Origin of the sequence: Haloferax sp. Atlit-48N, assembly GCF_003383015.2 — an archaeon.
GTDB classification, from domain to species: domain Archaea; phylum Halobacteriota; class Halobacteria; order Halobacteriales; family Haloferacaceae; genus Haloferax; species Haloferax volcanii.
Map to the genome: position 1 here is coordinate 2,602,534 of NZ_CP137689.1, position 25,287 is coordinate 2,627,820.

The 25,287-nt window shown below is 65.5% G+C and carries 27 protein-coding genes and 2 tRNA genes; 15 read left to right on the top strand and 14 right to left on the bottom strand.

Features of this window, described 5'->3' with window-relative positions; all coding sequences use genetic code 11:
* The first annotated feature begins 18 nt into the window (after positions 1–18).
* On the top strand, positions 19–717 hold the full coding sequence (locus tag DEQ67_RS13800; RefSeq protein WP_004063002.1) for an ABC transporter permease: 699 nt from the start codon (positions 19–21) through the stop codon (positions 715–717).
* Positions 714–1,580, top strand: coding sequence for a phosphate ABC transporter ATP-binding protein (locus DEQ67_RS13805; protein ID WP_115803263.1), 867 nt, complete (start codon positions 714–716; stop codon positions 1,578–1,580). The genes DEQ67_RS13800 and DEQ67_RS13805 overlap by 4 nt, the downstream gene beginning before the upstream one ends.
* A 309-nt stretch (positions 1,581–1,889) precedes the next feature.
* On the opposite strand, the gene DEQ67_RS13810 is transcribed toward DEQ67_RS13805, so the two are convergent.
* On the bottom strand, positions 1,890–2,543 hold the full coding sequence (locus DEQ67_RS13810; protein WP_004041766.1) for a potassium channel family protein: 654 nt from the start codon (positions 2,541–2,543) through the stop codon (positions 1,890–1,892).
* 40 nt (positions 2,544–2,583) lie between these two features.
* A complete protein-coding gene (locus DEQ67_RS13815; protein ID WP_004063005.1) occupies positions 2,584–3,201 on the bottom strand; it encodes a hypothetical protein in 618 nt (205 codons plus the stop codon).
* 98 nt (positions 3,202–3,299) lie between these two features.
* Here DEQ67_RS13815 and DEQ67_RS13820 point away from each other — a divergent pair, with 98 nt between their 5' ends.
* Both DEQ67_RS13820 and DEQ67_RS13825 read left to right on the top strand, forming a co-directional pair.
* The gene (locus DEQ67_RS13820; RefSeq protein ID WP_186372488.1) at positions 3,300–3,911 is read left to right on the top strand and encodes a metal-dependent hydrolase; all 612 of its coding nucleotides are present in this window, start codon (positions 3,300–3,302) and stop codon (positions 3,909–3,911) included.
* A 242-nt stretch (positions 3,912–4,153) separates the two neighbouring features.
* Positions 4,154–5,158 carry a pectinesterase family protein gene (locus DEQ67_RS13825; protein ID WP_424020139.1) on the top strand — a complete coding sequence of 335 codons (1,005 nt, stop codon included), beginning with the start codon at positions 4,154–4,156 and terminating at the stop codon, positions 5,156–5,158.
* 83 nt (positions 5,159–5,241) lie between these two features.
* On the opposite strand, the gene DEQ67_RS13830 is transcribed toward DEQ67_RS13825, so the two are convergent.
* Positions 5,242–5,313, bottom strand: a tRNA-Thr gene (locus tag DEQ67_RS13830).
* Between the two features lie 246 nt (positions 5,314–5,559).
* Here DEQ67_RS13830 and DEQ67_RS13835 point away from each other — a divergent pair.
* A complete protein-coding gene (locus tag DEQ67_RS13835; protein ID WP_170076680.1) occupies positions 5,560–6,624 on the top strand; it encodes a hypothetical protein in 1,065 nt (354 codons plus the stop codon).
* 20 nt (positions 6,625–6,644) lie between these two features.
* On the opposite strand, the gene DEQ67_RS13840 is transcribed toward DEQ67_RS13835, so the two are convergent.
* Both DEQ67_RS13840 and DEQ67_RS13845 read right to left on the bottom strand, forming a co-directional pair.
* Positions 6,645–7,844, bottom strand: a complete 1,200-nt coding sequence (locus tag DEQ67_RS13840) for a tyrosine-type recombinase/integrase (RefSeq protein WP_170076679.1) — start codon at positions 7,842–7,844, stop codon at positions 6,645–6,647.
* Between the two features lie 302 nt (positions 7,845–8,146).
* Positions 8,147–8,824, bottom strand: coding sequence for a DUF7114 family protein (locus DEQ67_RS13845; RefSeq protein WP_004063012.1), 678 nt, complete (start codon positions 8,822–8,824; stop codon positions 8,147–8,149).
* A gap of 60 nt (positions 8,825–8,884) precedes the next feature.
* Between DEQ67_RS13845 and DEQ67_RS13850 the strand changes: the two genes are divergently transcribed.
* The gene (locus tag DEQ67_RS13850) at positions 8,885–9,580 is read left to right on the top strand and encodes an enoyl-CoA hydratase/isomerase family protein (RefSeq protein ID WP_424020140.1); all 696 of its coding nucleotides are present in this window, start codon (positions 8,885–8,887) and stop codon (positions 9,578–9,580) included.
* 49 nt (positions 9,581–9,629) lie between these two features.
* On the opposite strand, the gene DEQ67_RS13855 is transcribed toward DEQ67_RS13850, so the two are convergent.
* Positions 9,630–10,460 carry an NAD+ synthase gene (locus DEQ67_RS13855; protein ID WP_115803265.1) on the bottom strand — a complete coding sequence of 277 codons (831 nt, stop codon included), beginning with the start codon at positions 10,458–10,460 and terminating at the stop codon, positions 9,630–9,632.
* Between the two features lie 275 nt (positions 10,461–10,735).
* Between DEQ67_RS13855 and DEQ67_RS13860 the strand changes: the two genes are divergently transcribed.
* A tRNA-Gly gene (locus DEQ67_RS13860) sits at positions 10,736–10,806 on the top strand.
* A gap of 193 nt (positions 10,807–10,999) precedes the next feature.
* Here the strand turns inward: DEQ67_RS13860 and DEQ67_RS13865 are convergent.
* The 3 genes from DEQ67_RS13865 to DEQ67_RS13875 all read right to left on the bottom strand — a co-directional run bounded on the left by DEQ67_RS13865 (position 11,000) and on the right by DEQ67_RS13875 (position 12,558).
* Positions 11,000–11,179 carry a hypothetical protein gene (locus DEQ67_RS13865; protein WP_004041759.1) on the bottom strand — a complete coding sequence of 60 codons (180 nt, stop codon included), beginning with the start codon at positions 11,177–11,179 and terminating at the stop codon, positions 11,000–11,002.
* 50 nt (positions 11,180–11,229) lie between these two features.
* A complete protein-coding gene (locus DEQ67_RS13870) occupies positions 11,230–11,526 on the bottom strand; it encodes a DUF7577 domain-containing protein (RefSeq protein WP_004063015.1) in 297 nt (98 codons plus the stop codon).
* Between the two features lie 114 nt (positions 11,527–11,640).
* The gene (locus tag DEQ67_RS13875; RefSeq protein WP_115803266.1) at positions 11,641–12,558 is read right to left on the bottom strand and encodes an acyltransferase; all 918 of its coding nucleotides are present in this window, start codon (positions 12,556–12,558) and stop codon (positions 11,641–11,643) included.
* A 189-nt stretch (positions 12,559–12,747) separates the two neighbouring features.
* Between DEQ67_RS13875 and DEQ67_RS13880 the strand changes: the two genes are divergently transcribed.
* The 3 genes from DEQ67_RS13880 (at position 12,748) to DEQ67_RS13890 (ending at position 14,521) form a co-directional block, all read left to right on the top strand.
* On the top strand, positions 12,748–13,821 hold the full coding sequence (locus DEQ67_RS13880) for an aldo/keto reductase (protein WP_163489256.1): 1,074 nt from the start codon (positions 12,748–12,750) through the stop codon (positions 13,819–13,821).
* Complete coding sequence (locus tag DEQ67_RS13885) at positions 13,821–13,991, top strand: hypothetical protein (RefSeq protein ID WP_004041755.1); 171 nt, start codon at positions 13,821–13,823, stop codon at positions 13,989–13,991. Before DEQ67_RS13880 ends, DEQ67_RS13885 begins: the two co-directional genes overlap by 1 nt.
* A 281-nt stretch (positions 13,992–14,272) precedes the next feature.
* A complete protein-coding gene (locus DEQ67_RS13890) occupies positions 14,273–14,521 on the top strand; it encodes a hypothetical protein (RefSeq protein WP_115803335.1) in 249 nt (82 codons plus the stop codon).
* 181 nt (positions 14,522–14,702) lie between these two features.
* Here DEQ67_RS13890 and DEQ67_RS13895 read toward each other — a convergent pair whose 3' ends face one another.
* The 3 genes from DEQ67_RS13895 to DEQ67_RS13905 all read right to left on the bottom strand — a co-directional run bounded on the left by DEQ67_RS13895 (position 14,703) and on the right by DEQ67_RS13905 (position 18,762).
* Positions 14,703–16,226: a heme-binding protein gene (locus tag DEQ67_RS13895; RefSeq protein ID WP_424020141.1), complete on the bottom strand. Its 1,524-nt coding sequence runs from the start codon at positions 16,224–16,226 to the stop codon at positions 14,703–14,705.
* A 117-nt stretch (positions 16,227–16,343) separates the two neighbouring features.
* Positions 16,344–18,128 carry a site-2 protease family protein gene (locus tag DEQ67_RS13900; RefSeq protein WP_006601107.1) on the bottom strand — a complete coding sequence of 595 codons (1,785 nt, stop codon included), beginning with the start codon at positions 18,126–18,128 and terminating at the stop codon, positions 16,344–16,346.
* A 148-nt stretch (positions 18,129–18,276) separates the two neighbouring features.
* Positions 18,277–18,762 (bottom strand): hypothetical protein, encoded by a 486-nt coding sequence (locus DEQ67_RS13905; protein WP_006601106.1) that lies wholly within the window; start codon positions 18,760–18,762, stop codon positions 18,277–18,279.
* Positions 18,763–18,892: 130 nt separating this feature from the next.
* Here DEQ67_RS13905 and DEQ67_RS13910 point away from each other — a divergent pair, with 130 nt between their 5' ends.
* Positions 18,893–19,432 carry a hypothetical protein gene (locus DEQ67_RS13910; RefSeq protein ID WP_008574805.1) on the top strand — a complete coding sequence of 180 codons (540 nt, stop codon included), beginning with the start codon at positions 18,893–18,895 and terminating at the stop codon, positions 19,430–19,432.
* A gap of 51 nt (positions 19,433–19,483) precedes the next feature.
* Here DEQ67_RS13910 and lysS read toward each other — a convergent pair whose 3' ends face one another.
* The gene (gene lysS, locus DEQ67_RS13915; RefSeq protein WP_424020143.1) at positions 19,484–21,151 is read right to left on the bottom strand and encodes a lysine--tRNA ligase; all 1,668 of its coding nucleotides are present in this window, start codon (positions 21,149–21,151) and stop codon (positions 19,484–19,486) included.
* A 1-nt stretch (position 21,152) separates the two neighbouring features.
* The gene (gene pyrH, locus DEQ67_RS13920) at positions 21,153–21,866 is read right to left on the bottom strand and encodes a UMP kinase (RefSeq protein WP_004041748.1); all 714 of its coding nucleotides are present in this window, start codon (positions 21,864–21,866) and stop codon (positions 21,153–21,155) included.
* Between the two features lie 93 nt (positions 21,867–21,959).
* On the opposite strand from pyrH, the gene DEQ67_RS13925 reads away from it, so the two are divergent.
* The 4 genes from DEQ67_RS13925 to DEQ67_RS13940 all read left to right on the top strand — a co-directional run bounded on the left by DEQ67_RS13925 (position 21,960) and on the right by DEQ67_RS13940 (position 25,273).
* Positions 21,960–22,304 (top strand): hypothetical protein, encoded by a 345-nt coding sequence (locus tag DEQ67_RS13925; RefSeq protein ID WP_115861222.1) that lies wholly within the window; start codon positions 21,960–21,962, stop codon positions 22,302–22,304.
* A gap of 24 nt (positions 22,305–22,328) precedes the next feature.
* Positions 22,329–23,114, top strand: a complete 786-nt coding sequence (locus DEQ67_RS13930; RefSeq protein ID WP_115861224.1) for a molybdopterin synthase — start codon at positions 22,329–22,331, stop codon at positions 23,112–23,114.
* A 306-nt stretch (positions 23,115–23,420) separates the two neighbouring features.
* Positions 23,421–23,666 carry a DUF7123 family protein gene (locus DEQ67_RS13935; protein WP_008574797.1) on the top strand — a complete coding sequence of 82 codons (246 nt, stop codon included), beginning with the start codon at positions 23,421–23,423 and terminating at the stop codon, positions 23,664–23,666.
* A 467-nt stretch (positions 23,667–24,133) separates the two neighbouring features.
* Entirely contained in the window at positions 24,134–25,273 is a 1,140-nt protein-coding gene (locus DEQ67_RS13940; protein WP_006601102.1) for a site-2 protease family protein, read from the top strand.
* Positions 25,274–25,287 lie beyond the last annotated feature (14 nt).

Sequence of the window (25,287 nt, forward strand, 5' to 3'; positions counted from 1 at the left end):
CGGACCCCACCACCGCCCGTGTTCGCCCTCGGCGACCTGAACCTCACCTACCTCGTCAGCATCACGGCCGTCTCGCTGTACGTGAGTACCGCGGCGGTCGCGCTGAGCGCCGCGCTCGGCCTACCAATCTCGCTGGCGGTCGGGTTCCGCGACTTCTACGGGAAGTCGGTCGTCACCTCCGTCATCTCGACGGGGATGGGCTTTCCGAGCGTCGTCGTGGGGCTCGTCGTCCTCTTGGTGCTGTCCCGGTCCGGGCCGCTCGGGACGTTCGAACTGCTGTTCACGCCCGAGGCGATGATTCTCTCGCAGACCATCCTCGCGCTCCCCGTCCTCGTGAGCGTCTCGCTGTCGGCGGTCCAGTCGGTTCCGCAGGACCTCAGAGACGCCGCGTTCGCCGCCGGCGGCACCTCGACCGACGTCGCCCTGTTGGTCGTCCGCGAGGCGCGCTACGGCATCGTCACGGCGCTTCTGGCCGCCTACGGCCGCGCCATCAGCGAGGTCGGCTCGGTCCTCATCGTCGGCGGAAACATCGTCTTCTCGGACAGCACGTCGTTCACCCGGACGCTCACGACGGCCATCACCGTCGAGGCGCGGAAGGGGAACATCGAGACGGGCATCGCCCTCGGAGCCATCCTACTCGCGCTCGTCCTCGGCGTGAACGCCCTCGGCGCGCGCTTTCGCGACCGGACCCCGGGACGGAACGGGAGGGGACGATGACGACCGAGCGACCGGGTGCCGGCGATTCGGGTTCCGAGAAGCCCGACGAGACCGCCGCGCCCGACCCGGCGGCGAACGGCGCGCGGCGGAGCAAGACCCGACTCGCGGCCCGCAGCCTCGGCCACGGCTTCGGCGACGGCGCGGTGCTGGAGGATATCTCGCTCGCCGTCGAACCGGGCGAGATTCTCGCCGTCGTCGGCCCCTCGGGCACGGGGAAGACGACGCTCTTCCGACTGCTCGCCATGTTCGAGCGTCCCGGCGAGGGGACGGTCGAGGTCGGCGGCGACGACGTGTGGGACCTCCCCGAGGCCCGCCGGCTGGCGGTCAGACGCCGGGTCGGGATGGCGTTTCAGACGCGGAGCCTCTTTTCGACGACGGTCGAGGAGAACGTCTCCTACGGGCTTCGAGTCCGTCGGTCGTGGTCGGCTCGCGTCCGCGACGCGGTCGAGGGACTGTTCGGCCGCGACGAGCCGTCCGAGACGGTCAGAGACGCGCTTCGGACCGTCGGAATGTTCGACAAAGTCGGCCGCGACGCCGGCTCGCTGTCGGCGGGCGAGGCCCAGCGCGTCGCCATCGCGCGGGCGCTCGCGCCCGACCCCGACGTGTTGCTGCTGGACGAGCCGACGTCGAATCTCGACCCGCGGAACACCGCCGCCATCGAGTCAGCGATGCGGGCGGCGCGGGACCGCGGCATCGCCGTCGCACTCGCGACCCACGACATGCAACAGGCTCGGCGGGTGTCGGACCGGACGGCCGTCATCCTCGGCGGGACGTGCATCGAGTCGGGGCCGACCGACGCGGTGTTCGAGTCGCCGGACGACGACCGAGTCCGCCAGTTCGTCGAGGGGAAACTCGTCTACTGAACGCGGGCTGACCGCCGCGGTCTCGTCGGTGGTATAACAGCACATATTGCGGGTAGATGGCGTGTGACTCCCGTCTGACGCGGATTTAAGGTTCCCCATACGTACCCGAGTATGGGGCGCGTATTCGGCCTTCGTTCCCATCCTCCCACCGGCGCGCCCGGCACGAAAACCACCACCACCATCGTCGTTCTGGTTCCCCCGGTACGACGCGCGGCGCCGCCACCACGGCGCTGTTTTCCGAGGCAGACCGTACCGCAGCGAAGCGTCTCGGTTGCGACGGGTCTCGACAGGAAACTCGTCGTTTCGGCGTCAGCCGAGCAGTTTCGACCGAACCCGGTCCAACGCGTTGCGCTCCGTTAACAGCGCGAGCTGGTCGCCGGGCTCGACGACGGTTCCCGGAAGCGGAATCGTCATCGGCTCGCGTTCCCGGCCGTGGGCGTAGACGCGGCCGTCCGCACCGAGGTCGATGTTGGCGACGTGTTCGCCGACGACGGGCGCGCCGTCGGGGACGCTGACCGTCGTCAGCCGAAGTTGGTCCGTCAGGTCGCCGATGGCGTTGAAGTCGCCGCCGAGAAGCGCCGTCTTCGCCCCGGCCGCGCCGAGGCGTTCGGGGTAGATAATCTCGTCCACGTCGTCGGCGTAGCGCTCGTAAATCTCCTGGCGGTAGTCCTCGCTAATTCGCATGACCGTCCGGCAGTCGTACTCTTTGCCGAGCATGCAGGCCGCGAAGTTGATGTTCGGGTCGCCGGTCAGCCCGCCGATGGCGTCCGCGCCCTCGATGCCGGCCTCCCGCAGCACGGTTTCGGTGCCGCCGTCGCCGAGGACGGCCTCGAACCCCTCGTCGCGGGCGCGGTCGACCTTCTTGTCGTTGTTGTCGACGACCGTCACGTCGTGGCCCTCCTCGCGGAGCACTCGGGCGGTCCGCGAGCCCACGCGACCGTACCCAACGATAACGAAATTCATGGTAGTAGTATGCACACCGGGTGGCTAAAAGATGGCCCCGTCAGGACCGAGTCCGTTCGAGGCGTTCCCTGACTGAATCGATGGTGTCCGCGAGCGGCGGCGTCCCGAAGAGGGCGACGAGCACCGCCCCGACGGTGTCGAAGACGAGGTCGACGATGGTGTCGCTGAGTCCGTACTGGACGAGGACGGCCTCAGAGCCGATGGCTTCTGCGGCGAGGCGCGCGCCGAACTCCAACACCTCCCAGAACACGCCGGCCGCGAGCGTGAAAAGCAGGACGTAGACGAACATGAAGCGGTCGGGGAGGTGGACGGCCTCGGTGTACTCGTCGACGGCCCGCGCGGTGACGTAGCCGACGGCCGCGACCACGGTCGCCGAGAGCGTGTGGGTGACGTGGTCCCACCAGTCGATGTAGTTGTACGGGCCGAGCATGCCGACGGCGTGGAGCAACACCGCCAGCGCCAACCAGAGACCGAGAAGCGGGTGGAGCCGAATCTGCCAGTCGCGGCGGAGCACCGCGGGGAGGAACGTCGCGCCCAGCGCGAGCACCGCGTTGACGACGACGCTCAGATTCCGCGTGTAGATGCCGACGAGCAAGATACACAGGATGGCGGCCTGAATCACCCGCCCCGCGAGCCGTTCGAATCGACGGGAGACCATTGCGGTGTGCTACGGCCTGAGCGCCCTAAATTCGACCGTGGTACTAGCTAGCACGACCACCGACACCGTTTTTCCTCCAGATTGCATACGCCCCACCGATGATGGCCACCACTCACGCCCTCGCGGGTGTCGTCCTCGGCACCGCCGTGTGGGCGCTGGTCCCCGAGGCCGGGATGCTCCCGGTGCTCGCGGCCGCACTCGGCGGCCTGTTCCCCGACTTCGACCTGTACGCGGGCCACCGGAAGACTCTCCACTTCCCCGTGTACTTCAGCGCGCTCGCCGTGCCCGCGGTCGCGGTCGCCGCGCTGAACCCGACGACCACGACGCTCGCCGTCGCACTGTTCCTCGCGGCGGCCGCGCTCCACTCCGCGTCGGACGTGCTCGGCGGCGGCCTCGAACTCAAGCCGTGGCTCGGCACCTCCGAGCGCGCCGTCTACGACCACTGGAACGGCCGGTGGCTCGCCCCGAAGCGACTGATTCGCTACGACGGCGCGCCCGAGGACCTCGCGCTGACGCTCGCGTTTGCCGTCCCGCCGGTCCTCGCCTTCGACGGCCTCGCGGAGACGCTCGTCATCGCCGCGGTCGCCGTCTCCGGCGTCTACGTCCTGCTCCGCAAGCCGATGGTTGCGATTGCCGAGACCGCCGTCGCGGCGATGCCCGACCACGTCGTCGACCTCATGCCCGAGCGGTTCGTCCGCGACTTCCGCTGAATCGCACCCACTTCTGCCCGAGTTCCACCCGCTTTTTCGAACGCGTACGACGGCCTCGCCGCCGTCAGCGCTGCCCCTGATACCGACCAGCGGAGCGACGACGCCCCCCAGTTCCCGACGACGAACCGGGGAGTCGAACCCGTTCGCGTCGGCGCGGTACGGGGGATGAACCGCTCGCGTCCCCGCCGTGGGCTCCACCGGTACCCCCCAAGCGTATGGCGTCGGCGAGAGTGGTACGATGCATGTTCGCACTACTCACGTCGCTCGCCGTCGCGGTCGGCTGTCTCGCCGTCGCCGCCGGGACGGTCGGGACTCTCGGAGGCGCTGACGACCCCGACGACGCCGGCGCGTACGACTACGTCGTCGCGCAGGACGGCAGCGGCGACTACGAGACGATTCAGGCCGCCATCGACGGCGCGAAGTCGTTTCCGCCGGGGCGAGTCCGCATCCTCGTCCGAGACGGCGTGTACGACGAGAAAGTCGAAGTCCACGCGTGGAACCCCGACATCACCCTCGTCGGCGAGAGCGCCACGGAGACGGTCATCACCCACGGCGACCACTTCGAGCGAATCGACCGCGGGCGCAACAGCACCTTCTTCACCTACACGCTGAAGGTCCGCGGCAACGACTTCCGCGCCCGCGACCTGACCGTCGAGAACAGCGCCGGCCCGGTCGGACAGGCCGTCGCCCTCCACGTCGACGCCGACCGCGCCGTCTTCGAGAACTGTCGCGTCCTCGGCCACCAAGACACCGTCTACGCCGCCGGCGAGGGGGCGCGCCAGTTCTTCTCGGACTGCTATCTCGAGGGGACGACCGACTTCGTCTTCGGCGGCGCGACCGCCGTCTTCGAGGACTGCCGCGTCCACTCGAAAGCCGACTCGTACATCACCGCGGCCTCCACGCCGGCGAGCGAGCCCTTCGGCTTCGTCTTTCTCGACTGCGAACTGACCGCCGACGCCGACGTGTCCGAAGCGTATCTCGGCCGCCCGTGGCGGAATCACGCCCGAACTGCGTTTATCCGCACGTGGATGGACTCGCACGTCCGCTCCGACGGGTGGCACAACTGGTCGCGACCGGACGCCGAGGCGACGGTCGAATACGCGGAGTTCGACAGCCGAGGCCCGGGGGCGGAGGGCGAGCGGGTGTCGTGGGCGGCGGCGCTGACCGAGGACGAGGCTGAGCGGTATTCGAAGGCGAACGTGCTGGGTTCTGCGAGTCGTGGGGAGTGGTGGGACTGGGAGGAATGAGCGTGCGAGCGGGGCGGTGTCAGACGGACGTTGAACTCACTCGATGCGGTTCGCTATCGCTCTGTGTGTGAGTTTGTGAGAAGAGCCTAGGCCGGGATTTGAACCCGGGGTCTCGTCCTTACCAAGGACGCGCTTTACCGCTAAGCTACCCAGGCACTCTATGGGTTGATATCCCCACTGATGCGCTTTCTGCATCCGATTTTACTACAGGGCTGTATAAGAATGTGATGAAACGCTTCGGGTGTGTCTCAACGTAACGTGCTAAATGGTGAATCAATTTCCATGGTGAGCTGCGAGGTCAATGAAAAGCAGTCGTTCTTATGTTCATCTCTAACTTAGAATGGCAAACAGCCACCAAGAGTCACCCTAAGTCCTATTATTGGTGGGTTAGAGATGATCCTATGGGAAAATTATCAAAGTGCTATCTTATTGGTGCAGGTGCTTCATTTGGCCATTGTGATTTAGATTCGATTGACACACCACCAACTGGTGAGTGGATATTTGCGGATGCTTGGAAGAAAGGTATTTTAAAGCTTGACGAGTTTGAACCATTCTTTGATAAGTTAGTAAGTTATCTCGATGACCAAGGCGAGCTCAATGAGCTCGAACCAGATGAACTAGAATACAATTCTGAGATTCTATTGAAGGAATTACATGAGGAGGTAGAAGATTCCTACCAGCAAGTGCTCACCGGTGCTGGAAGTCCCACGGATTCATTGAAAGATACACAAGCGGCACTTGGGACGTGTTACTACTTATTATACGAATTGTTTAGAAGATACTCTAACTCATTCTCTCCCGAGCATAGTTATTATACGGACTTAGCTAAGCAGATCGAAAAAGAATCTGCGAGTGTAGTCAGTCTCAATTATGACGTTCTAATGGAGAAGTCAATACGGCACACCGGCCAAAATTTCTACTATTTGCCAGATTCCCAAAATGAGGATGGGGTACCGATTGCAAAAGTCCATGGTTCGATTAATTTGTTAAATGATTTTGGATCGGGTATAAAAATAGATTCGGAGAAGTTTACTGAAAAAGCGAGGAATATTCACTTGAACACCACTCATAATTCGGAGATACGCCAGCTTAGTTTTGAAGAGTTGGAGAGATACGATTTCAGAAACCTTGTTTTCGGGATGGAAACACAATACGAACCAGTCATCATCCCTCCCCTTGCAAAGCACAAAAACTACAACAAAACGAGTATATACAGGAGTATTTGGGATTTTGCCGGTGATATTCTATCTCAAACAAACGAATTGGTTATTATTGGAACATCGTTGACGGCAAATGACGAACAGTTACTCAATTTATTAGAGTCAAATTTACAAGATAATATCAAGATTACTGTGGTTTGCGGCCAACAATCCAAATCGGTGAAAGCTCAACTCAACATGAGGGTTGAAAATCCATCTTTTGATTTGGACTATACGTATTTCAAGGATTACGTCGATAACATATAGCGGTGGTTACAATCGGAAGATTACCAGATTTGTTCCACCGCCGTTGACCGCATCTCAGTATCCGAGTGAAGGTATTTCATCGTCGTCGTCACACTCTTATGACGGAGTTGTTCTTTCGCGTGGTGCGGCCCAACATGGTTCGCCCAATGTGTCGCCACACCGTGGCGAATCGAGTACCACGTAATCTCCTTGTGTTCTGGAATTGGAACATCCCCCTCCTCGATGAGTCGGGTCAGTAGGTAGTTACACGACTTCGAACTGTACGGAGTCGCTTTCTTCGTCAACCACAACTCGTCGCGGTCTTGGTACTTGTCGTAGGATGCACGCTCATCGAGCCAGCGACGAAGCACCTTGACGGTTCGATTCTTCAGCGTGCAGTTCCAGTGAGCCTCGTTCTTCGTCGACTCATCCTTCGGGATGTTCAACTCGTGGGCCTCTATGTTCACCCAATCCACCGTGGCCCGACCCACCTCAATGGGTCGAAGCCCCGTATCGAGCGTTACGGCGAGAAGTGAGGGAACCTTCCACGAGTTCGCGGCCTTGAACTCTTCAGGGCCAATCTCGTCCTTGGGAACCCCGTTGCGTCGGGCGAGGTACGTTTTGATTCGGTCACGCTCCTCGGGTGTCATCGAGGAACTGTGGTAACTCTTGACTGTGCCGAAGTCGAGCGCGGCTTTGTAAAGCGCTTTGAAAGCACGTCGATGAAGGTAATCACGCTCGTCTCCGTTGGATTGGCTCAACTCAACGTCAGGATCCCAGTCGTAGTCCGTTCCGTGGACATGGTTGTGAAACTTGAAGAACCGCTTGATGACCTTGAGATGGTGAAGAACACTAGAATCAATCATCCCGTCGGACATATTGAGGAGATGGATGAAGCGGTCAGCCTTCTCCGGGGTGAGATCAGTCGTATACTTTTGCTCGTAGTCCCACAGCCAGCGGAAGACTGTCTCAAGTTTGTAGTGGGTGGACTGAAGCGTGCTTTCTGCCAGCCCCTCACCTTTCTCGGGGTGTTTTCCGTAGTTGGCGAGCCACGTCAGGACTTCCTCTTTGAAGTCGTAGTAGTCGCCACTCATGTTGACTCCAAATTCCTCTAAGTCTTCCTTTGAGCGCTTGCTCACGAGCGGGAACGAGAACTCAACCGGCGTGCGAGCCGGAGGAAGGTCCGGGGTGCTGTCTCCGCTCAATGCAGGGAAATCATCGAGTGGGTCGTCTCGATTCATACCCATACCTCACGAGAGGTGTGTGTCGTAGTCAGAATGCTAATCGCTATACAGCGGCCTGTCTGTGTTGTAGCGTAATCGTACACTTGAACGCACCTTTTTTCTCTTGTTGAGACGGTGCAGAAAGGGGCGTTAGAGCCTGTAGCCGTCGGTTTGGAACCTCGCGTTCCAATAACGGTCCTCGTCCTTACCAAGGACGCGCTTTACCGCTAAGCTACCCAGGCAGGCATTCCTTGGTTGTCCGGGTTCCTCTTTAGGGGTTTCGATTCGAATCGCCCCGGAACCGTGGTAGCGTATGCCGATTAGCGGTCCGCGGCGGAGGTGACCGCGTCGTCGCCACCGCCGCCTCGGTAGAGCGCCGCGATGCGCTCGACGGTCCCCTCGGAGACGGTCTCGTCGGCCGGGGGGAAGTCGCCGTCGTGGGTGTCGGCCAGTCCCGCGGCGTACTCCACGAGCGCGGTCGGGGGGGCCGAGCCGACGGCCGTGGTGCCGGCGACGACGGCGAGCGTGCAGATGTTCACTTCGAGTTCGCCGTCGAGGTCCGGGCGCTCCGACTCGGCGGCCGAGCGGCGGCGAGTCTGGTCGCGGCCGAAGGCGCGGACCGTCTCGACGGCGTGGTCGGCGGCCTCGGTCCGGGCGAGGAGGTAGAAGCCGCGCGAGACGAGCACGTCCGCCGCGAGGATATCGAGGTCGGCGTCGGTGTCAGCCTCGGGGGAATCGAGCTGCGACCACGGCTCGTCGTGGGCGAGCGACCGGGTGAGTCGGAGACCCTCGTAGATGAGTTGCACTCCGGCCGCGCGGGAGGCCAGCCCGTTCAGGTCGACCTTCGGTTCGACGGCCCGCGCGCTCACGAACGTGAGCACTGCCGGCGTCAAGGAGGCGGCGTCGAGGCGTTCGTCCAGCGCCGCGCGGAGGGCCTCGGGCTCGATATCGGAGAGGGCCTCTCGCGCGGCCTCGCGGGCTCGCACGGCGTCGTCCATCGGCCGAGGCTTACGGTTGGGAGGGCAAAGACCTTTGGAAAACCACGGCACAACGGGCGTATGATACGGACGACGGACGACGGCGACCTCCGGGTCGTGACCATCGACCGCCCGGCGCGACGGAACGCGCTCAGACCGACCGACCTCGACGCCCTCGAAGCCGCGGTCACGGGTGCCGACGCACCGGTCGTGCTCCTCCGGGGGAGCGGCCCGGCGTTCTGCGCCGGCGCGGACCTCGACAGCGTCACCGACCTCGACGACCCCGAGGCGTTCGCAAAGCACGGCCAACGCGTCGCCGACGCCGTCGAATCGGCCGAATCGGTCGTCGTCGCCGGCATCGACGGGGCGGCCCGCGGCGGCGGCGTCGAACTCGCGCTCGCCTGCGACGTGCGGGTGGCCACTCCGCGTGCGACCCTCGGTGAACCGGGCGTCCGACTCGGCCTGTTCGGCGCGTGGGGCGGGACGGTTCGGCTCCCGCGCGTCGTCGGCGAGGGCCACGCCCTCGAATTCTCGCTTTCGGGCCGCGTCGTCGACGCCGACGAAGCCCTCCGGATGGGTCTCGTCTCTCGAATCGTCGACGACCCGTGCGAGGTCGCGGACTCGATGGCCGACAACGACCACCGGTCGCTCCGAATCGTCAAGGAGCGACTGCGCGACCGCGGCAACCGGGACGGACGCTTGGAACGGGAAGCCGCCGGCTTCGCGGAGTTGCATCGGGCGAACGTCGACGACATCGCGGCGTCGCGCGAAAAGTGAATTCCGCGGGCGGGTCGGCGGGCCGGCGGGTCGGCAGAGCCGCGGTGACCTACACGTCCAGCGCCGACGGCGCGGGCGGCATCGACCGCTTGTGGGCGCTCCCCTCGACGAGGCCGACCACGCGGTCGACCTGTTCTTCGGTTACGTCGAGGTGACGAGTCGTCGCGGACTTCGAAAGCGGGCCGTCCACGTGGAGCGCGAGAATCGCGTCGAGCGCGTCGTACGTGAGGCCGAGTTCGCCCTCGTCGGTCTGGCCGGACCACATCTCGGCCGACGGGGTCTGCAACACGAGGTCTTCCGGCACGCCGACGTGGGCGGCCAGCTGGCGGACCTGCTGTTTGTAGAGGTTCCCGATGGGGTTGCAGTCGACCGCCTGGTCGCCGTACTTCGTGAAGTAGCCGGTCATCGCCTCCGCGCGGTTACCCGTGCCGAGCACGATGCGGTTCTCGTGATTGGCGACGAAGTAGTTGAGCACCGCTCGCGTGCGGACGTAGACGTTTCCGGCGGCCATGCGGTCGTCGGCCGCCTCGGGGAACGTGTCGAAGAACGTCTCGGCGATGGGCTGGATTTCGACCACGTCGTACTCGATGCCCAGCATCTCGGCGACGCCCTCGGCGTCGCTCATCATGTCCTCGTCGTTCGCCACGCTCGGCATGACGAGCCCGTGGAGGCTCTCCTTTCCGAGCGCCTCGACGGCGAGGAAGGCGGTGAGCGTCGAGTCGATACCACCGGACAGTCCGATAACGGCCCCGTCGACACCGGCGGCCTCGACGGTGTCTTCGATGAAGGTCGTGATGTGCTCGCGGTGCGCTTCGAGTTCCTCGTCGGACAACAGGAGGTCGAACGGGGCGTCCTCCGAGAGAACGTCGACGGATGTCATGGGCCTCGCTTGGAACCGGGAGCCCAAATAGCCACGTGTCACGCGAAAACAATGGACGGGTGTCCAGTTTTCTCGGGGGCGCGATGGGGTGAAGCGCTACGTTCAAGTGCCCCCGAAGTCTACGAATTTTTGCTTCGGAAGGCGGTTCGAAGCGAAGCGTAGCGCGCCGATGTGTTGTCGAGCGAAGTGAGACAACGCGCGGGGCGAACGAATGTGAGCGCCGATGGTCGACCGAGCAGAGCGAGGTCGAGTCAGGGGCGCAAGCGAAGCGTAGCGCGCCGATGGTCCAGTGGTAGGACACGAGCTTCCCAAGCTCGGAGCCCGGGTTCAATTCCCGGTCGGCGCATCTTCTGAACGGAACCGGACGAGGAGCCGCGAGGCTCCGAGTCCCGTGGAGTGAAGAGATGCGGCCCGAGGGAATTGAAGCAGCGAGCAACGCGGAGCGTTGCGAGTGAGGTTCAATTCCCGGTCGCTCCACTCGCGGGACTCCCGGTCGGCGTACAAACTCTCGTCTTCGAATCGTAACCCGCGCCGCCGACTCAGAAAAACAGGTTCTGCACGTCGTCGAACTCCGGTGACTCCGAGCGGAACACCGGCTCGCGGGCGGTCTGTCGAATCATCGCGTGGCGTTCGAGGGCCGAGTCGAATTCGAGAATCGCCCGCTCGATGTCGCGGGCGAGCGCGTCGATTTCGCCGTGGAGTTCGTCGTCGTCGGCCATGATACGCGTAGTTAGGCGAGGGCTGATAAAACGGACTCGGCTACGAGTCGTCAGCGGAGCCGTCGGGTGCAGTTCCAGCAGAGGTCGAAGGTGGTGTCGGCCTCGTTTTCGGCCCCGCAGTTCGGGCAGATGCGCTCGCCCGTCGGCGTCGTCTGTACGCCGGCCTGCGAGCCGTCGTCGAGCGACGCCGCGATTTCGGGGTGGGTGTAGCGGTCCGTTCGGGCGGAGTCCCGGCCGGACCCCTCGCCTACCGTCGGCTCACCACCGTTGACGAGGTATCGATAGACCAGAAGCTGGAGCAGGGTCAACCCGAGGGCGTAGACGACGATCCAACCCCAGGAGTCCATCACACATTGACTTACGTTAGCATGCTATATCGGTTCTTCGGTCGAACGGGTCTGCTGACGCTCTCGGCGGTGGTCGCGGGTGATGCCGACGCGGCGGGTTCGCGTCGAAACGAGTTACTCGCGCCGGTGGGAGTCCACCGGGCCGTCGAGGTCGCGGTCGAACTCGTCGAATACCTCGATGTCGTCTGGGAGTTCGTAGGGAATCTCGCGCTCGTCGGCGCGGCGCTCGCCCCCGGCGTCGAGCGGTTCAGCGACCTCTTCGAAGCCGGGCTTTACTTTCACGCTCTTGGCGGGCGAGCCGACCGCGATGTGGTGGGCGGGCACGTCGCCCTGGACGACCGACCGCGCGCCGACGATGGCGTTCTCACCGACCGAGACGCCGGCGTTCACCATCGCGTCGTAGGTGACGCGCGCGTCGTCGCCGATGGTCGTGTGGTAGTTTCTGACCTCGGTCTGGTCGACGGTGTCGTGCGAGTGGCTGTATATGTGGGCGCTGTCGGAGATGGAGACGCGGTCGCCGATAGTGAGTTTCCCGCGGTCGTCGAGGTGGACGTCGTCGTGGATGACCGTGTTGTCACCGACGGAGATGTTGTGACCGTAGGAGAACGTGACGCCCTTGAAGATGCGGAGGTTGTCGCCGGCCTCCGCGAACAGGTGGTCCGCGAGCATCTGTCGGAACCGGAGGGCGAAGGCGACGTTGTCGGCCATCGGCGTCGCGTCGAACTGCCGCCAGAGCCACTGGAGGTGCTTCGAGCGCTTGAACTTCGCCTCGTCTTTCTCGGCGTAGTACTCGGCTTCGAGCGTCGCGTTACAGGGGTCGTACCCTTGCAGTCGAACCCGCGTCGCGGGCGAGACGGGCTTGCCGTTCTGCCAGCGCTCCCACGCCTCGCGGTCGCCGAACAGGTCGATGAGGGTGTCCCGAACGACCGTACAGGTGTCTTCGTCCGAGGCGAGCCGACCGTCGACCTCGTCGATGAACGCCTGTAAGCCTTCTTCGGCGTCCTCCGGAAGCGAAACGTGGACCTTCGTCATTGCACCGTCGTAAGCCGTCGAGATTCAAATGGATTCGGTTGTGCGAACCGCGCGTCAGGCTTCCTCCGGGCAATACTGGCTGGTTTCGACCGTTGGTGAACGGAAATCCGAGCGCCCGCCCGCGGCGGGATTCCCAGCGTACGGGAACAAAACACACGGAATAAGTCGCCCCAATTCGTAGGGCCGGCCATGCACTACCGCGAACTCGGCACCTCCGGAATCGAAGTCAGCGAGGTCGGCTTCGGTGCGTGGGTCGTCGGGACCGACTGGTGGGGCGACCGCTCGGACGAAGACTCCATCGAGATGCTCCACCACGCCATCGAGCAGGGCATCGACTTCTTCGACACGGGTGACGTGTACGGCCACGGCCACTCCGAGGAGGTCGTCGGCGAGGCGCTTTCCGACTACCGCGACGAGGTCACCGTCGCCACCAAAATCGGCTACGACTTCTACAACAACCCGCAGGCCGGCCACGGCGAACTCCCCAAGGAAATCACCGGCGAGTGGGTCCGCGAGGCGACCGAAAAGAGCCTCGAACGCCTCGACATGGAGTACGTCGACCTCCTGCAACTCCACAACGCGAACGTCGACGAGGTCACGCCCGACGTGCTCGAAGCCCTCGACGAACTGAAAGAGGAAGGTCTCATCGAGGCCACCGGCTGGGCGCTCGGCCCCTCCATCGGCTGGCTGGCCGAAGGCGACATGGCCATCGAAGAGGAGTTCGACGCGCTCCAAATCGTCTGGAACGCCTTCGAGCAGGACGTGGGTAACCACTTCCTCGACACCATCCGCGAGACCGGCTCCTCGACGAGTCTCATCGCCCGCGTGCCGCACTCCTCGGGCCTCCTGAACGAGCAGGTCCGCCCCGAGACCGAACTCGGCTCCGGCGACCACCGCGGCTTCCGCCCCGACGAGTGGTACGAGACGGGCTGGGAGAAGCTCGAACAACTCCGCTTCCTCGAACGCGACGGCGAGCGGACGATGGCGCAGGCGTCTATCGCCTACCTCCTCGGCTACGACGAGACCGCGGCCGTCACGCCGACGTTCCGCACGAAAGCCGACATCGACGAGTGGGCGAAGGCCTCCGACGTGCCGAAACTCACCGACGAGGAGATGAGCCGCGTCGAGGAACTGTACGCGGACAACTTCGGCATCGACCGCTTCGACGGCATGGACGCGCTCCGCTCGTCGGTCGACGGCGAGGACATCCGCGCGGCCGGTCTCGACAAGCGCGTCGCGAAAGGCGCGCGCAACGAAGCCTGATGGGCCGCCTGAAAACCCTCCTCGGCGTCACCGCGGTCGCCCACGTCGCGCTCGCGTGGCTGGTCAGCCTCGACGCCAAGAAGCGCGGCGACGACGCCGGCAAGTGGATTGCGCTGACCCTCCTCACCGGCGTCGTCGGGGCCGCGAAATACGTCCGCGACGGACGCTGAGGCGCGACCGCCGGAAAAACGGACCCGAAACGACGACGGCAGCGGCAACGAAGCCGTCTCGTTCCGACGCGGTTTTTGTGTTTCAAGCAACACGCTCGACCGATAGTCCTCGAACGAGTCGGTTCGGTTCGTTCCCGCGATGTCCGCGCCGTCACCCGAAATTCGCCCCTCTTGGAGTTATCACCGTGGTGTGGGATAGACGAGTGGACCGACTTTCGGACGGACCTGAAGCCGCTGCGAGACCAAAAAAGACACAACGCTCGACCGAGTTCGGGACGACCATGCGTAGTTCACTCGTCGACGTGCTCCCGGACCTCCTCGAACTCCTCGTCTTCGGCCTCGGCAGCGCGGGGCTTTCCCTCGCCGGCGCGTACATCGAGCGGTTCGCCTTCGTCACCTTCGAACAGGGCAACGTCGAAATCGCCGCGTGGGCGGTCGTAATGGGCGCGGTGGCGCTGTACTTCGCGTACAGCGTCGGCACCGACAAAGTGCGCCCGAAGCTTCGAGACGTTCGCGCCGCGCTCGCGTAGAGAAGCCGCAGTCTGATTTTCGGCGTTCCCGCGTCAGGCGAGGAACACGGTCGCGGCCGGTCCGCGAGCACGCACACGCCACCGTTTCCTGCGCTCGCTCCGCTCGCTGGCAAAAGCTGGACCAAAACGGTTCGTCACCCCCGCATGGGGGTTCCTCACCCCGCTCTCGATGGTCGCGAAGTTACGCTAAGAACACGTGTCGCGGCCGGTCCGCCAGCACGTCGCGGCCCCACTGGACCGTGTCGCGGAACGCGTCGGAGCGGAAGAACTCCATGGCGTCGTCCTGCGAGCGCCACTGGCTGGCGATGAACATGTCGTCTTCGTCCTCGACGTTGACCATCAGGTCCGTATCGAAGTGGCCGTCCATCTCTTCGAGGAGGCCGCCGACGGTGCCGAACTTCTCGACGAAGTCGCCGCGGTGTTCGGACTTGACGGTGTAGAACATCCCCATCGTGCCGAAGCCGGACTCCTCGCCGGCGCGCTCGACGATGCCGGGAAGCTCCGAGAGGAAGCCCGCGGCGGTCTCGGCGGCCGACGCCGTCTCCCAGATGGAGACGACGGCGACCCGGCCGCGCTCGTTGGCCTCGTAGACGGCCGTCTTGACGTGCGTCGGGTAGTGGTCGAAGTTGCCGCGGAGGCCTTCGACCTCCTCGAACAGCTCGTCGGCGTCGGCCTCGGAGTAGAGGACCGTCGCGTACACGTCCTCGCCGTGGGGCTTGCCGGCGTAGATGTTCAGATCTTCGAGCTGACCGCGGATGTCCTCGTCTGCGGCCTCGTCGCCGTCGTCGCCGTGGGGGTGGTCGCCGTCGCCGTCGTCGTGATGGTGACCGTCGCCACCTCCGCCGTGGTGATGACCGCCCTCGCCGTGGTGGCCGCCCTCACCGTGCGCGTGCGCGCCGTGGTGGGACTCGTCGCCGAACTCGCTCGTCGGGACGCCGTCGCCCGCGAGGAACGCGCCGAGGTCCGACGGCGGGAAGCGCCGGCCGACGTAGAACTGGCCGAACTCGCCGTACTTCGAGGACACCTCGTCGAAGCGCATCTCGTAGACGATGTCCTTGATGTCGGTCGGGTCGTCACCGAACAGGGTGACGCCCCATTCGTAGTCGTCGAAGCCGACCGAGGAGGCGATGACCTGCTTGATTTTCCCGGCGTACTTCCGACCGGTGTCGCCGTGGGTGGACATCAGGTCGCGGCGCTCGTCGAACGAGAGGTCGTACCAGTTGTGCTCCTCGCCGCGGCGCTTCGACATCGGGTAGAAGGACATGTAGGTGTCCTCGGGGATGTCGGGCTTGAGTTTGCCCTCGATGTAGCGCAGCAGGCCGGCGTCGATGTCCTCCTCGTTACCCTCGAAGTAGTCGTCCGAGACGTAGCCGGACACCTCGGTGACGGAGACGTAGGAGGTCGGCTGTTCGGTGAAGGCCGCGAGCGCGGTCCGCTCGAACTGCCGTTCGGCGCGGGAGACGTCGTCCAGCGTCGGTCGGAAGTGGACGACCACGAAGTCCGCCTTGTGGCCGAGGACGGAGAAGACGGCGGACGCGCCCGCCTCGGCGTCCTCGACCGCCTCGTGGGCGTCGAGGTACGCGACGCCCTCCTCGATTGCGCGGCGACGCTCGTGTTCGGGCGCGTCACGCCACGCGTCCCAGTCGACGGTTCGGAAGTCGTGCAGCGCGAACCAGCCCTCGTCGGTCTGTGGGGCCTCTACCATACCGTGGCCTAGGGAGTCATCCGGTATTGAAGTTGCGAGTCGTTTTCGCGGTTCGAGAACCGTCGAAGGAAAGCGGGACGGCGTCGACCGAGACGACCGGGGCGACCGACAGGCCGGTCAGCCGAGGAGCGTCGGCCCGAATATCATGAGCACGAGCGACGCGAGCATCGTGAGGCCGATGGAGGTCGTGATGGTGCGGACGACGGTGTGGGGGTCGTCGACCGGGAGCCGCGAGACGACGGCCTCGGCCGAGGTCCGCAGGATGCGACCGCCGTCGAGCGGGTAGCCGGGGATGCAGTTGAAAAGCCCCAGTTGGAGGTTAATCCACGCCGTCCAGAACAGGACGTTGGCGACGATGAAGACGCCGCCGCCGAGGAAGCCGAGCGGGCCGCCGACCTGATAGAAGTTGACGACCTGCCCGGTGAAGCCGGGGAAGTTCGGAATCCCGAGGACGACCGACGCGAGGGGCAAGAGCAGCGACACGTAGACGAGTTGGAGGGGCGAGCCTTCGAAAGCGGTCGCGAGGCCGCCGTCGCCGCCGTCACCGCCGAGAAGCGAGAGGTACGTCCCCGCGGGGTACTCCTGCGTGCCGAAGTCCGTCAGGAGCAGGCCGCTCGTCCCTTGGAAGATGTTGACGCCGAGGAAGCCGTTGCCGTCCTGCTCGTTCACGCCGAGCGTGACCTGAACCGTCTCGAAGCCGCCGTTTCGGTACAGTTCGACGGCGACGGTCTGGTCGGGGTCCGTCCGGTCGAGCGCCGCCTGCAACTCCGTCGACGAGGTGATGCGCTCGCCGTTGAACGACGAGACGATGAGGGGTTGGGTCGTCCCCGTGGCGTTGTACAGCGGGCCGTTCTCGGCGACGTTCGTGATGTATGCGCCGACCGGGATGGTGCGCTCGCCGGCGGAGGTGTCGAGGCGGGCGAACCGCGAGTCGCCGACGGCCGACTCGAAGTCGGCGCGCGTCGAGACGGCGGTCCCGTTGACCGCGGTCACGCGAATCGGGTCGGAGCCGGACTCGACGGTCAGGTTCGCGGGGTTGCCGGCGACGGAGCCGGCGACGACGAGTTCGCGCGTGACCGAGACGGTCCGCTCGCCGTCGAGTTCGACCGACACCGTCCCCGCGTCGGTCGCGAGGAGCGCGGCGTCGAGTTCCCGCGTCGTGTTGACCGGCGTGCCCTCGACGGCGGTCACGCGGTCGCCGCCCGAGATACCCGCGGCGTCGGCCGGCGAACCGGCGTACGCGCCGGAGACGGCGACGCCCGGCGCGACCGAGATAGAGCCGATGACCGGGCCGAAAAGCAGGGCGAACGCGACGAGCGTGACGGCGAAGTTGTTCGTCACGCCGGCGGCGAACATCCGCGACTTGCCGCCGCGGTCGGCGCGGCGCTGGCTCTCCTCGGAGGGTTCGACGAACGCCCCCACGGGGAGTATCGTCAGGAGGACGACGCCCATCGACTCCACGTCGATGCCCTCGACGCGGCTGAGGACGCCGTGGCCGCCCTCGTGGACGACGAGACCGACGAGGAGGCCGAAGAGGATTTCGGGCGCGACCGAAAGCGGGAGGAAGTCGTTGACGCCGGGGATGACGAGGAAGTTCTGCGGCTGGTTCACCTGCGTCGGGGCGGGCGGATTCTGGAGGATGACGACCGCCTGAAAGACGAGGAGGACGAACGTCCCGACCATGATGACGAGGGCGATACCGAGGCCGACGTTGCTCCACGCCCGCCAGAACCGCTTGGGGGCGGCGATTCTGTCGAGGAGTTCGCGGCCGCGACGGGTGTGGACCGTCGTGAGGGGACCCTGGACGCGGACGTACTCGGGGAGGATACCGCGAGCACGCAACAGCGCCGCGAGGAGAGAGTAGGCGATGAAGCCGGCGAGAACCCAAAGCAGCGTGTTCATCGCCCGAAGGGAAGCGGCGCGCGCCAAAAGGCGTTCGGGTTACGGTCCCACCGTTCGGGTCACGGTCCCGCCTTCGAGACCGAGGGCGGGCGTTGGCGGCCGCGAATGACGATCGCAACCGAACCCAACCCGCAACGAGCGCGTCGCGTTACTCCTCGTCGTCGCCGTCGTCGCCGGGCGACTCGATTTCGACTTCGACCGCGCCGTCGTCGTCCGCGTCGGTCTCCTCGTCGTCCGCGTCGCCCGTCTCGGCCGCCTCGGCCGCCTCGTCGTCGGCCGCGGCGTCGTCCGTTTCCGCCTCGGGGTCGTGTTCGACGGTGACCGTGGCGTCCTCGTCGTCGGTCGCGTCGTCGCCTGCGCCGGTCTCCTCGTCGGCCGCCGAGTCGCCCTCGGCGGGGTCGTCGGCGAGCGCGATGTCGGTAAAGGAGTCGCCGGACGACGAGCGAAGCCGCGAGACGGCGTAGGCGACGCCCACGAGGAGCAACGCGACGAGGAGCAGCCGACCCCACGAGCGGCCGCCCGAGGTGTCGTCGTCGACGGCTTCCTGTTCCGAGTCGGCGTCGAACTCCTCCAGTTCGACGTCGAATTCGTCTTGCGATTCCTCCACGGACCGGATGAAGTCGATGAGAGACATGTGAACTGTGATACGGCGAGGCCGCGGTAGGCGTCGTTCGCGGGGAACGAGCCCGTCTCACCGTACGCGCGTCGGGGACATAAGTCGTCCCCCAGAAGGGTTTTAGCCACCCCGGCGACGAACGGAAACCGTGTTCGACAGTTCCCGCTACGAGGTCCGACAGAAGGTGTCCATCAGCAACAAGTACGTCGTCTACGAGGGCGACGACCCCGTCCTCTCGGCGAAGCAAAAGAAGTTCAAACTGAAAGAGGACTTCCGGCTGAACGACCACGACACCGGCGAGGAGCGCTTCCGCGTCAAGGCCGACAGCGTCCTCGACGTGTCGGCGGCCTACGACATCGTCGACAGCCGGACCGACGAGCGCGTCGGCGCGGTCAAACGCGGCGCGTTCTCGTTCGCCAAACACACCTACCAACTGCTCGGCCCCGACGGCTCGGTCGCGGGGCGAATCGTCGAGGACAGCGTTCCGATGGCGGTCGCCAGACGGCTCGTCACGACGCTCATTCCCTTCTCGTACCGCATCGAGGACGCGGCCGGCGAGGAAGTCGGCGCGGTAGACGGGCAGTTCTCGCTCCGGGACAAGTACACCGTCGACGTGGACCGCGAGCGTATCGACCCGCGACTCGCCGTCGTCGGCGCGGTCGTGATAGACGCCATCGAGGAGAACTGACGGACTCCGTGCGAACGCGAGGGAAGCGAAATTGAGGGCGAGAGCGAGGAGTCAGTCCTCGCGGCGGAGTCGCGTGACGACGAAGTCGCGCTCTAGCTCGCCGAGGAACTCGCCGAGTCGCGGCCCCTGTTCGGCGTCGAAGAACAGCCGGTAGCCGGCGGCGAAGAAGTCGCCCATCTCGATGTCGTGGCGGCGCGCAGTCTCGTAGATTTCGCCCTGAATCGCCTCGCCGTCGTGGCCCTCGGCGACAAACTCCGCGAGGTCGTCAAGCGCGGCCTCGACCGCGGGCTCGAAGTCGAATTCGGGGAGGTCGACCTGCAAGCGGTAGTTGTACTGGTTGTCCATCTTCTCGGCCCAGCGGCGGGCGCGTTCGACCCGGTCGAGCGCCTCCTCGACCACCTCGTCGGGAGTGTCCTCGTCGAAGAAGCCCTCGTTGCGGGCCATCTTGACGCGGAGGTCCTCGTCGTCGGTCATGCCGAGGACGGCCGCGAACGTGTACGGGAGTCGAACCCGGTCCTCGCGGACCTCGTCGACGACGAACGGGTAAGCGCGCTCGGCGAAGCGGGTCAGGCTCTCGTCGTCGACCTCGCCGAAGTAGGCGCGCTCGAAGCGGTCGAAGTCGTCCACGAGCTGGTCGAGTCGCGTGAGGTCGAGGTCGCGGGCCTTCCGCGGGTTGAGCGCGAAGAAGTACCGGAGCACCTCGGGTTCGAGCAGGTCGAGCATCTCCGCGACGGTGACGATGTTGCCGGCGGACGACGACAGCGCCTCGCCGTTGAGCGTGAACCACTCGTACACCATCGGCACCGGCGGCTCGATTCCGAGTACGTTCTCGGCGATGTCCTTGCCGGAGGGCCACGAGCCCTCGGCGTGGTCCTTGCCGAACGGCTCGAAGTCGACGCCGAGGACCTGCCACTGGCCGGGCCACTCGAAGCGCCACGGCAGTTTGCCCTCGCGGAACGTCGCGGTCCCCTCGTGGCCGCAGCCGTCGATGGTGTTGTCGCCGACGGTCATGTCGGTACAGACGTAGTCGACGGTTCCCGCGTCGAGGTCGATGTCCGTGACCGTCTCCGTGATTTTACCGCACTCGGCGCAGACGGGGTTGAAGGGAACGTAGTCCTCGTCGACCTTCGACTGGTACTCGCCCAGCACCTCGCGGGCGGTGTCGGCGTGGTCGAGGACGTGTTCGACCACGGGGTCGAAGTCGCCGCTCTCGTACAGTTCGGTGTTGGAAATCATCTCCACCGGGACGCCGAGGCGGTCGGCGTCGGCCTTCAGGAGCGCCGCGAAGTGCGCCGCGTACGACTCGGCCTCACCGAACGGGTCCAGAATCGACGTGTACGGCTTGCCGAGGTTGCGGCCGAGCGCGCCGGCGTCGACCTCGCCGAGCCCGACGATGTTGCCGTCGGCGTCCGCGAGCTTTCGCGGGAGCTTCCGGAGGGGGTCTTTGTCGTCGCTGGTGAACACCTGCCGGACCTCGTGGCCGCGCTCGCGGAGCACCTCGGCGACGAAGTAGCCGCGCATAATCTCGTTGAAGTTGCCGAGGTGAGCCACGCCCGAGGGGGAGACGCCGCCCTTGACGACGACCGGTTCGTCGGGGTCGCGGGCCTCGATTTCGTCGGCGACCTCGTCGGCCCAGAAGCCGTGGTGGGTGGCGTCGGCACCGCCGTCGGTCGCGTCCGCGGCGGGGGCGTCGCCGCGGGAGGGGTCGTCGGTCGTCATCTCAGGGAGCCCAGTAGGTGGGTTCGTCGCCGCCCTCGGGGATGATGTCGGTGCCCGTGTGCTCGCCGCGGAGGACGGCGGGCGTGATGCGGTCGGGGTCCGTGCCGTCGAGGACGATGGTGCGCATCTTCGCGCGCTCGATGAGCTTCGCGGCGAGGAGGTCGACCGGGGCGGACGACCCGGCGTTCATCTCGATGTCGCCGATGACGTCGACGAGTTCCGCGGCGGTCATCTCCTCGAACTTCGTCGCGTCGGGGTCGCTGTTCGGGTCGGCGCTGAAGACGCCGTCGACGCTGGTCGCGTAGACGAGCAGGTCGGCGTCGACGTATTCTGCGAGCGCGGCCGCGACGGCGTCGGTGGTCTGGCCGGGCATGACGCCGCCCATCACCGAGATGTCGCCGCGCCGGATGGCGTCGCCGGCGTCCTCGTAGTCGTGGGCGACCTTGGGGTCGACCTGCGAGCCGAGCGCCGCGATGAGCAGGCGGGCGTTGATTCTGGTCACGTCGATGCCGATTTGGTCGAGTTGGACCTCGTTCGCGCCGAGGTCACGGGCAGCGCCGATGTAGTCGCGGGCGACGCCGCCGCCGCCGACGACCGCACCGATTTCGCACCCGTCCCGCGCGAGCGTTTCGACGACGGAGGCGTGACCCTCCACGCGTCGAGCGTCGAGGTCCGGCGCGAGCACGCTTCCGCCGATGGAGATGACGACTCTCATTGCACACGGGTATCCGTGACCGCATCTTAAGGGTTATCAACTGCGAGACGCCCGTGTCGGGGGCTTTAAACCACTCTCGCGGCGACTACCGGTATGCGACTCGTCACCGTGGAGACGGTTACGCTCGTCGTCGTCGGCTGGGTGCTCGCGCTCGGCGCGATGCTCGTCCGCCACCGCCGCGACGAGGTCGACCGCCGAACCGTCTTCAACTGGGCGCTGGCGGCCTGTTTTTCGGTCGGCTGGGCGCTCTGGCAGTTCGACACGCTGCCCGCGACGGCCGACACGCCCGTCGGCGCGGCGGCCCCGTGGCTGGCGACGCTCCTCGGACTCGTCGGCGCGGCCGTCGCCGTCCACCTCTACCGGACCCGCCCGCGCGCCGAGGCGCGGGAATCGGAGCCGACGCCCGAGGCCGACGAGGCCGGCACGGAGCAATCTTAAACCGGCGCGGGCCGTCCTTCGGGTATGCACGTCCTCGGAATCGTCGGCGCGGGCGCGACAACGCTCTGCGACCGACTCGCCGCGCAGTTGGACGGCCGCGTCGCCACCGTGGAATCGCTCCCCGAGAGCGCGACCGAACCGGAGTCGACAGACGGCGTCGCCGCAGCTTACGGGCTCTCGCCGGACGGTAACTGGGTCGGGTCCGGCGACGACCGCGACCTCGATGGACTCCTCGACGACCTCTCGGCCGAGTACGACTACGCGCTCCTCTCGGGGTTCCCCGACGCGCGCGTCCCGACGGTCGCGCTCGCGGGTGCCGACGCGGCGAACGTCGTCGCGGAGGCCGAAACGGCCGACGCCGCGGACGTGGCGTCTCTCGCCGCCGAAATCGACTCTCACGAGCCGCACGTCACGCTCGAAACGCTGGTCGAGCGCGCGAAGGCCGACCCGCTGGAAGTGTACGCCGGCGCGATTGCGACGTTCACCGGGCGGGTGCGCGCGAAGGAGTCCGAAGACGACGACCCGACGCTGAGCCTCGGATTCGAGAAGTACGACGGCGTCGCGGAGTCGAAGATGGACGCGATTTCCGAGGAACTGGAGGCGCGCGACGGCGTCCTCCGCGTCCTCATGCACCACCGGGTGGGCGTCGTCGAAGACGGCGCGGACATCGTGTTCGTCGTCGTCCTCGCGGGGCACCGCCGAGAGGCGTTCCGGACGGTCGAAGACGGCATCGACCGCCTGAAAGACGAGGTGCCGATTTTCAAGAAGGAGACGACCACCGACGAGGAGTTCTGGGTCCACGACCGCTGAGACGGCGCGGATAACTCAGGAGATGCGGATAGTCCCGACGGGGCGAAAATCGAGCGATATTGCGGGTGTTGTTGCCGCAAAATGCGGCGTCAGACGGGCGAAAAACGGGAGTATTTACCCATATGAAGTCTGACGATATTCTCTGAAAGAATCTCTTAGAACCGGTTCTAAAAAATCTAAGCCGATTTCAAAGATTCCTAAAATGTACCGTTTGCAACGATTCAGGCTGAAAGCGGCCGAACTAATTCTAACGGACCTTCCTTTATAACAGGTAATGGGGCGATAGGTGGAAGTGAGGTGTACCAGATGAGCGCAACAGTACCCCCCTCCACCGACGATAGCTCCAAGGAAGACCGCCTCAAGCAGTACCTGCTCGACCGTGCGAAAGACGGCGAGATGTACTTCAAGAGCAAATTCATCGCCGACGACGTCGGCCTGTCTCCCAAGGAAATCGGCGCCCTGATGGTCAAGCTCCGCGACTCCGCGACGGACCTGACCATCGAGAAGTGGTCGTACACGAGCGCGACCACGTGGCGCGTCGAGACCGCCTGAGAGCACGCACTGCCCGCCCCGACCGACGCCAGCGCCAGGACGGCGCGCACCGCCCGGTCCCCGGACGAAAGAACCCGACCCCGCGACAGCCACTGATAGCCCCTAATGGCCCCGTGACAGCCCCGCCAAGCGCGCTCGGAAACCGAACCGAGACGCGACTCAACAGCCCTCGCGATTCGTGACCCCGGCGAATTGACGCCCCCCCCCCAGGGCGCAGCGACCCGAACTCACGACGCGACCCCGGAACGCCCTCCCCCCGCACGCACCCGTCGACGACCGCCCGACCCGCGAACCAACCCGACCCGCGAACCAACCCGACCCGCGAACCAACCCCGCATTTTCACTTTCGCGTTCCGCTTCGACGCACACCACACGGCCGGAGCGACAGCCCTCTCGCGCCGTCGTCGCCCGGTCGGGTCAGGTCTCCGTCACGGGATTTATGCACGTCGCCCGCCTACTGCACGCCGATGGAACAGTCCGAATCGGCGGACGGACCGCCGGTGGAGGCACTTCGCGCCGTCTTCGACGTTCACGAGGTGCGGTCAGACGGTCGCCGACGTATCTACTACGGCGAGTCGCTCGTCCCCGAGCAGATGCTCGTCCGCGAAATCTGGTCGGCGTTCCGGGGAGCCGGCTACGACGTGGAAGCGCAGGTGTCCGGGCTCGGAGAGACCGACGTGGTCATCGTCGAACCGGCCTCGCAAGGCGTCGAGGAAATCCCGTGGAAGAACATCACGCTGTTCGCGCTGACGATTCTCTCGACGCTGTTCGTCGGCGCGCACGCGTGGTACTACATCCCCCTGTCGGACATCGTCGCGAACCCGCTCGTGATGCTTCGGGCGTGGCCCTTCACCGCCGCCGTCCTCGGCGTCCTGTCGGTCCACGAACTCGGCCACTACGCGGTCGGGCGATACCACGGCGTCAACGTCTCGCTGCCCTACCTCATCCCGTTTATCTTCCCGTTCGGAACGCTCGGCGCTATCATCCGCATGCGCGGGCAGATGCCCGACCGGAAGACGCTGTTCGACATCGGCGTCGCCGGCCCGCTCGCCGGGCTCTGTGCGACTGTCGTCGTCACCGTCATCGGCCTCTCGCTCGAACCGATGACCGTCCCGAGTCGGGTCCTCGCCGGGTCGGCCGACACCATCGTCTTCAACAATCCGCCGCTCCTCGACGCCATCGCGACCGTGCTCGGTCGCCCGACAGAGTACGCCGACCCCCGGACCGTCGTCCACCCCGTCGTCATCGGCGGCTGGGTCGGGATGTTCTTCACCGTCCTCAATCTGCTCCCGGTCGGCCAACTCGACGGCGGCCACATGGTCCGGGCGATGCTCGGTGAGCGCCAAGAATCGCTCGCGGCGGCCGTCCCGCTCGTCCTGTTCAGTATCGCGGGGTATCTCCACTACATCCGGGGGCTCGGTCTCAACCAGTCCGTCGGCCTGTGGTTCTTCTGGGGGCTGATGTCGACGTTCATCGCCTACAACGGCCCGGCGAAGCCGATAGACGAGACGCCGCTCGGCCCTGCGCGGATGGCCGTGGGCCTCGTTACGTTCGCCCTCGGCGCGGCGTGTTTCCTCCTCGTGCCGATTCAGGTCATTCCGGGATAAGGCGGCGCGCGGAC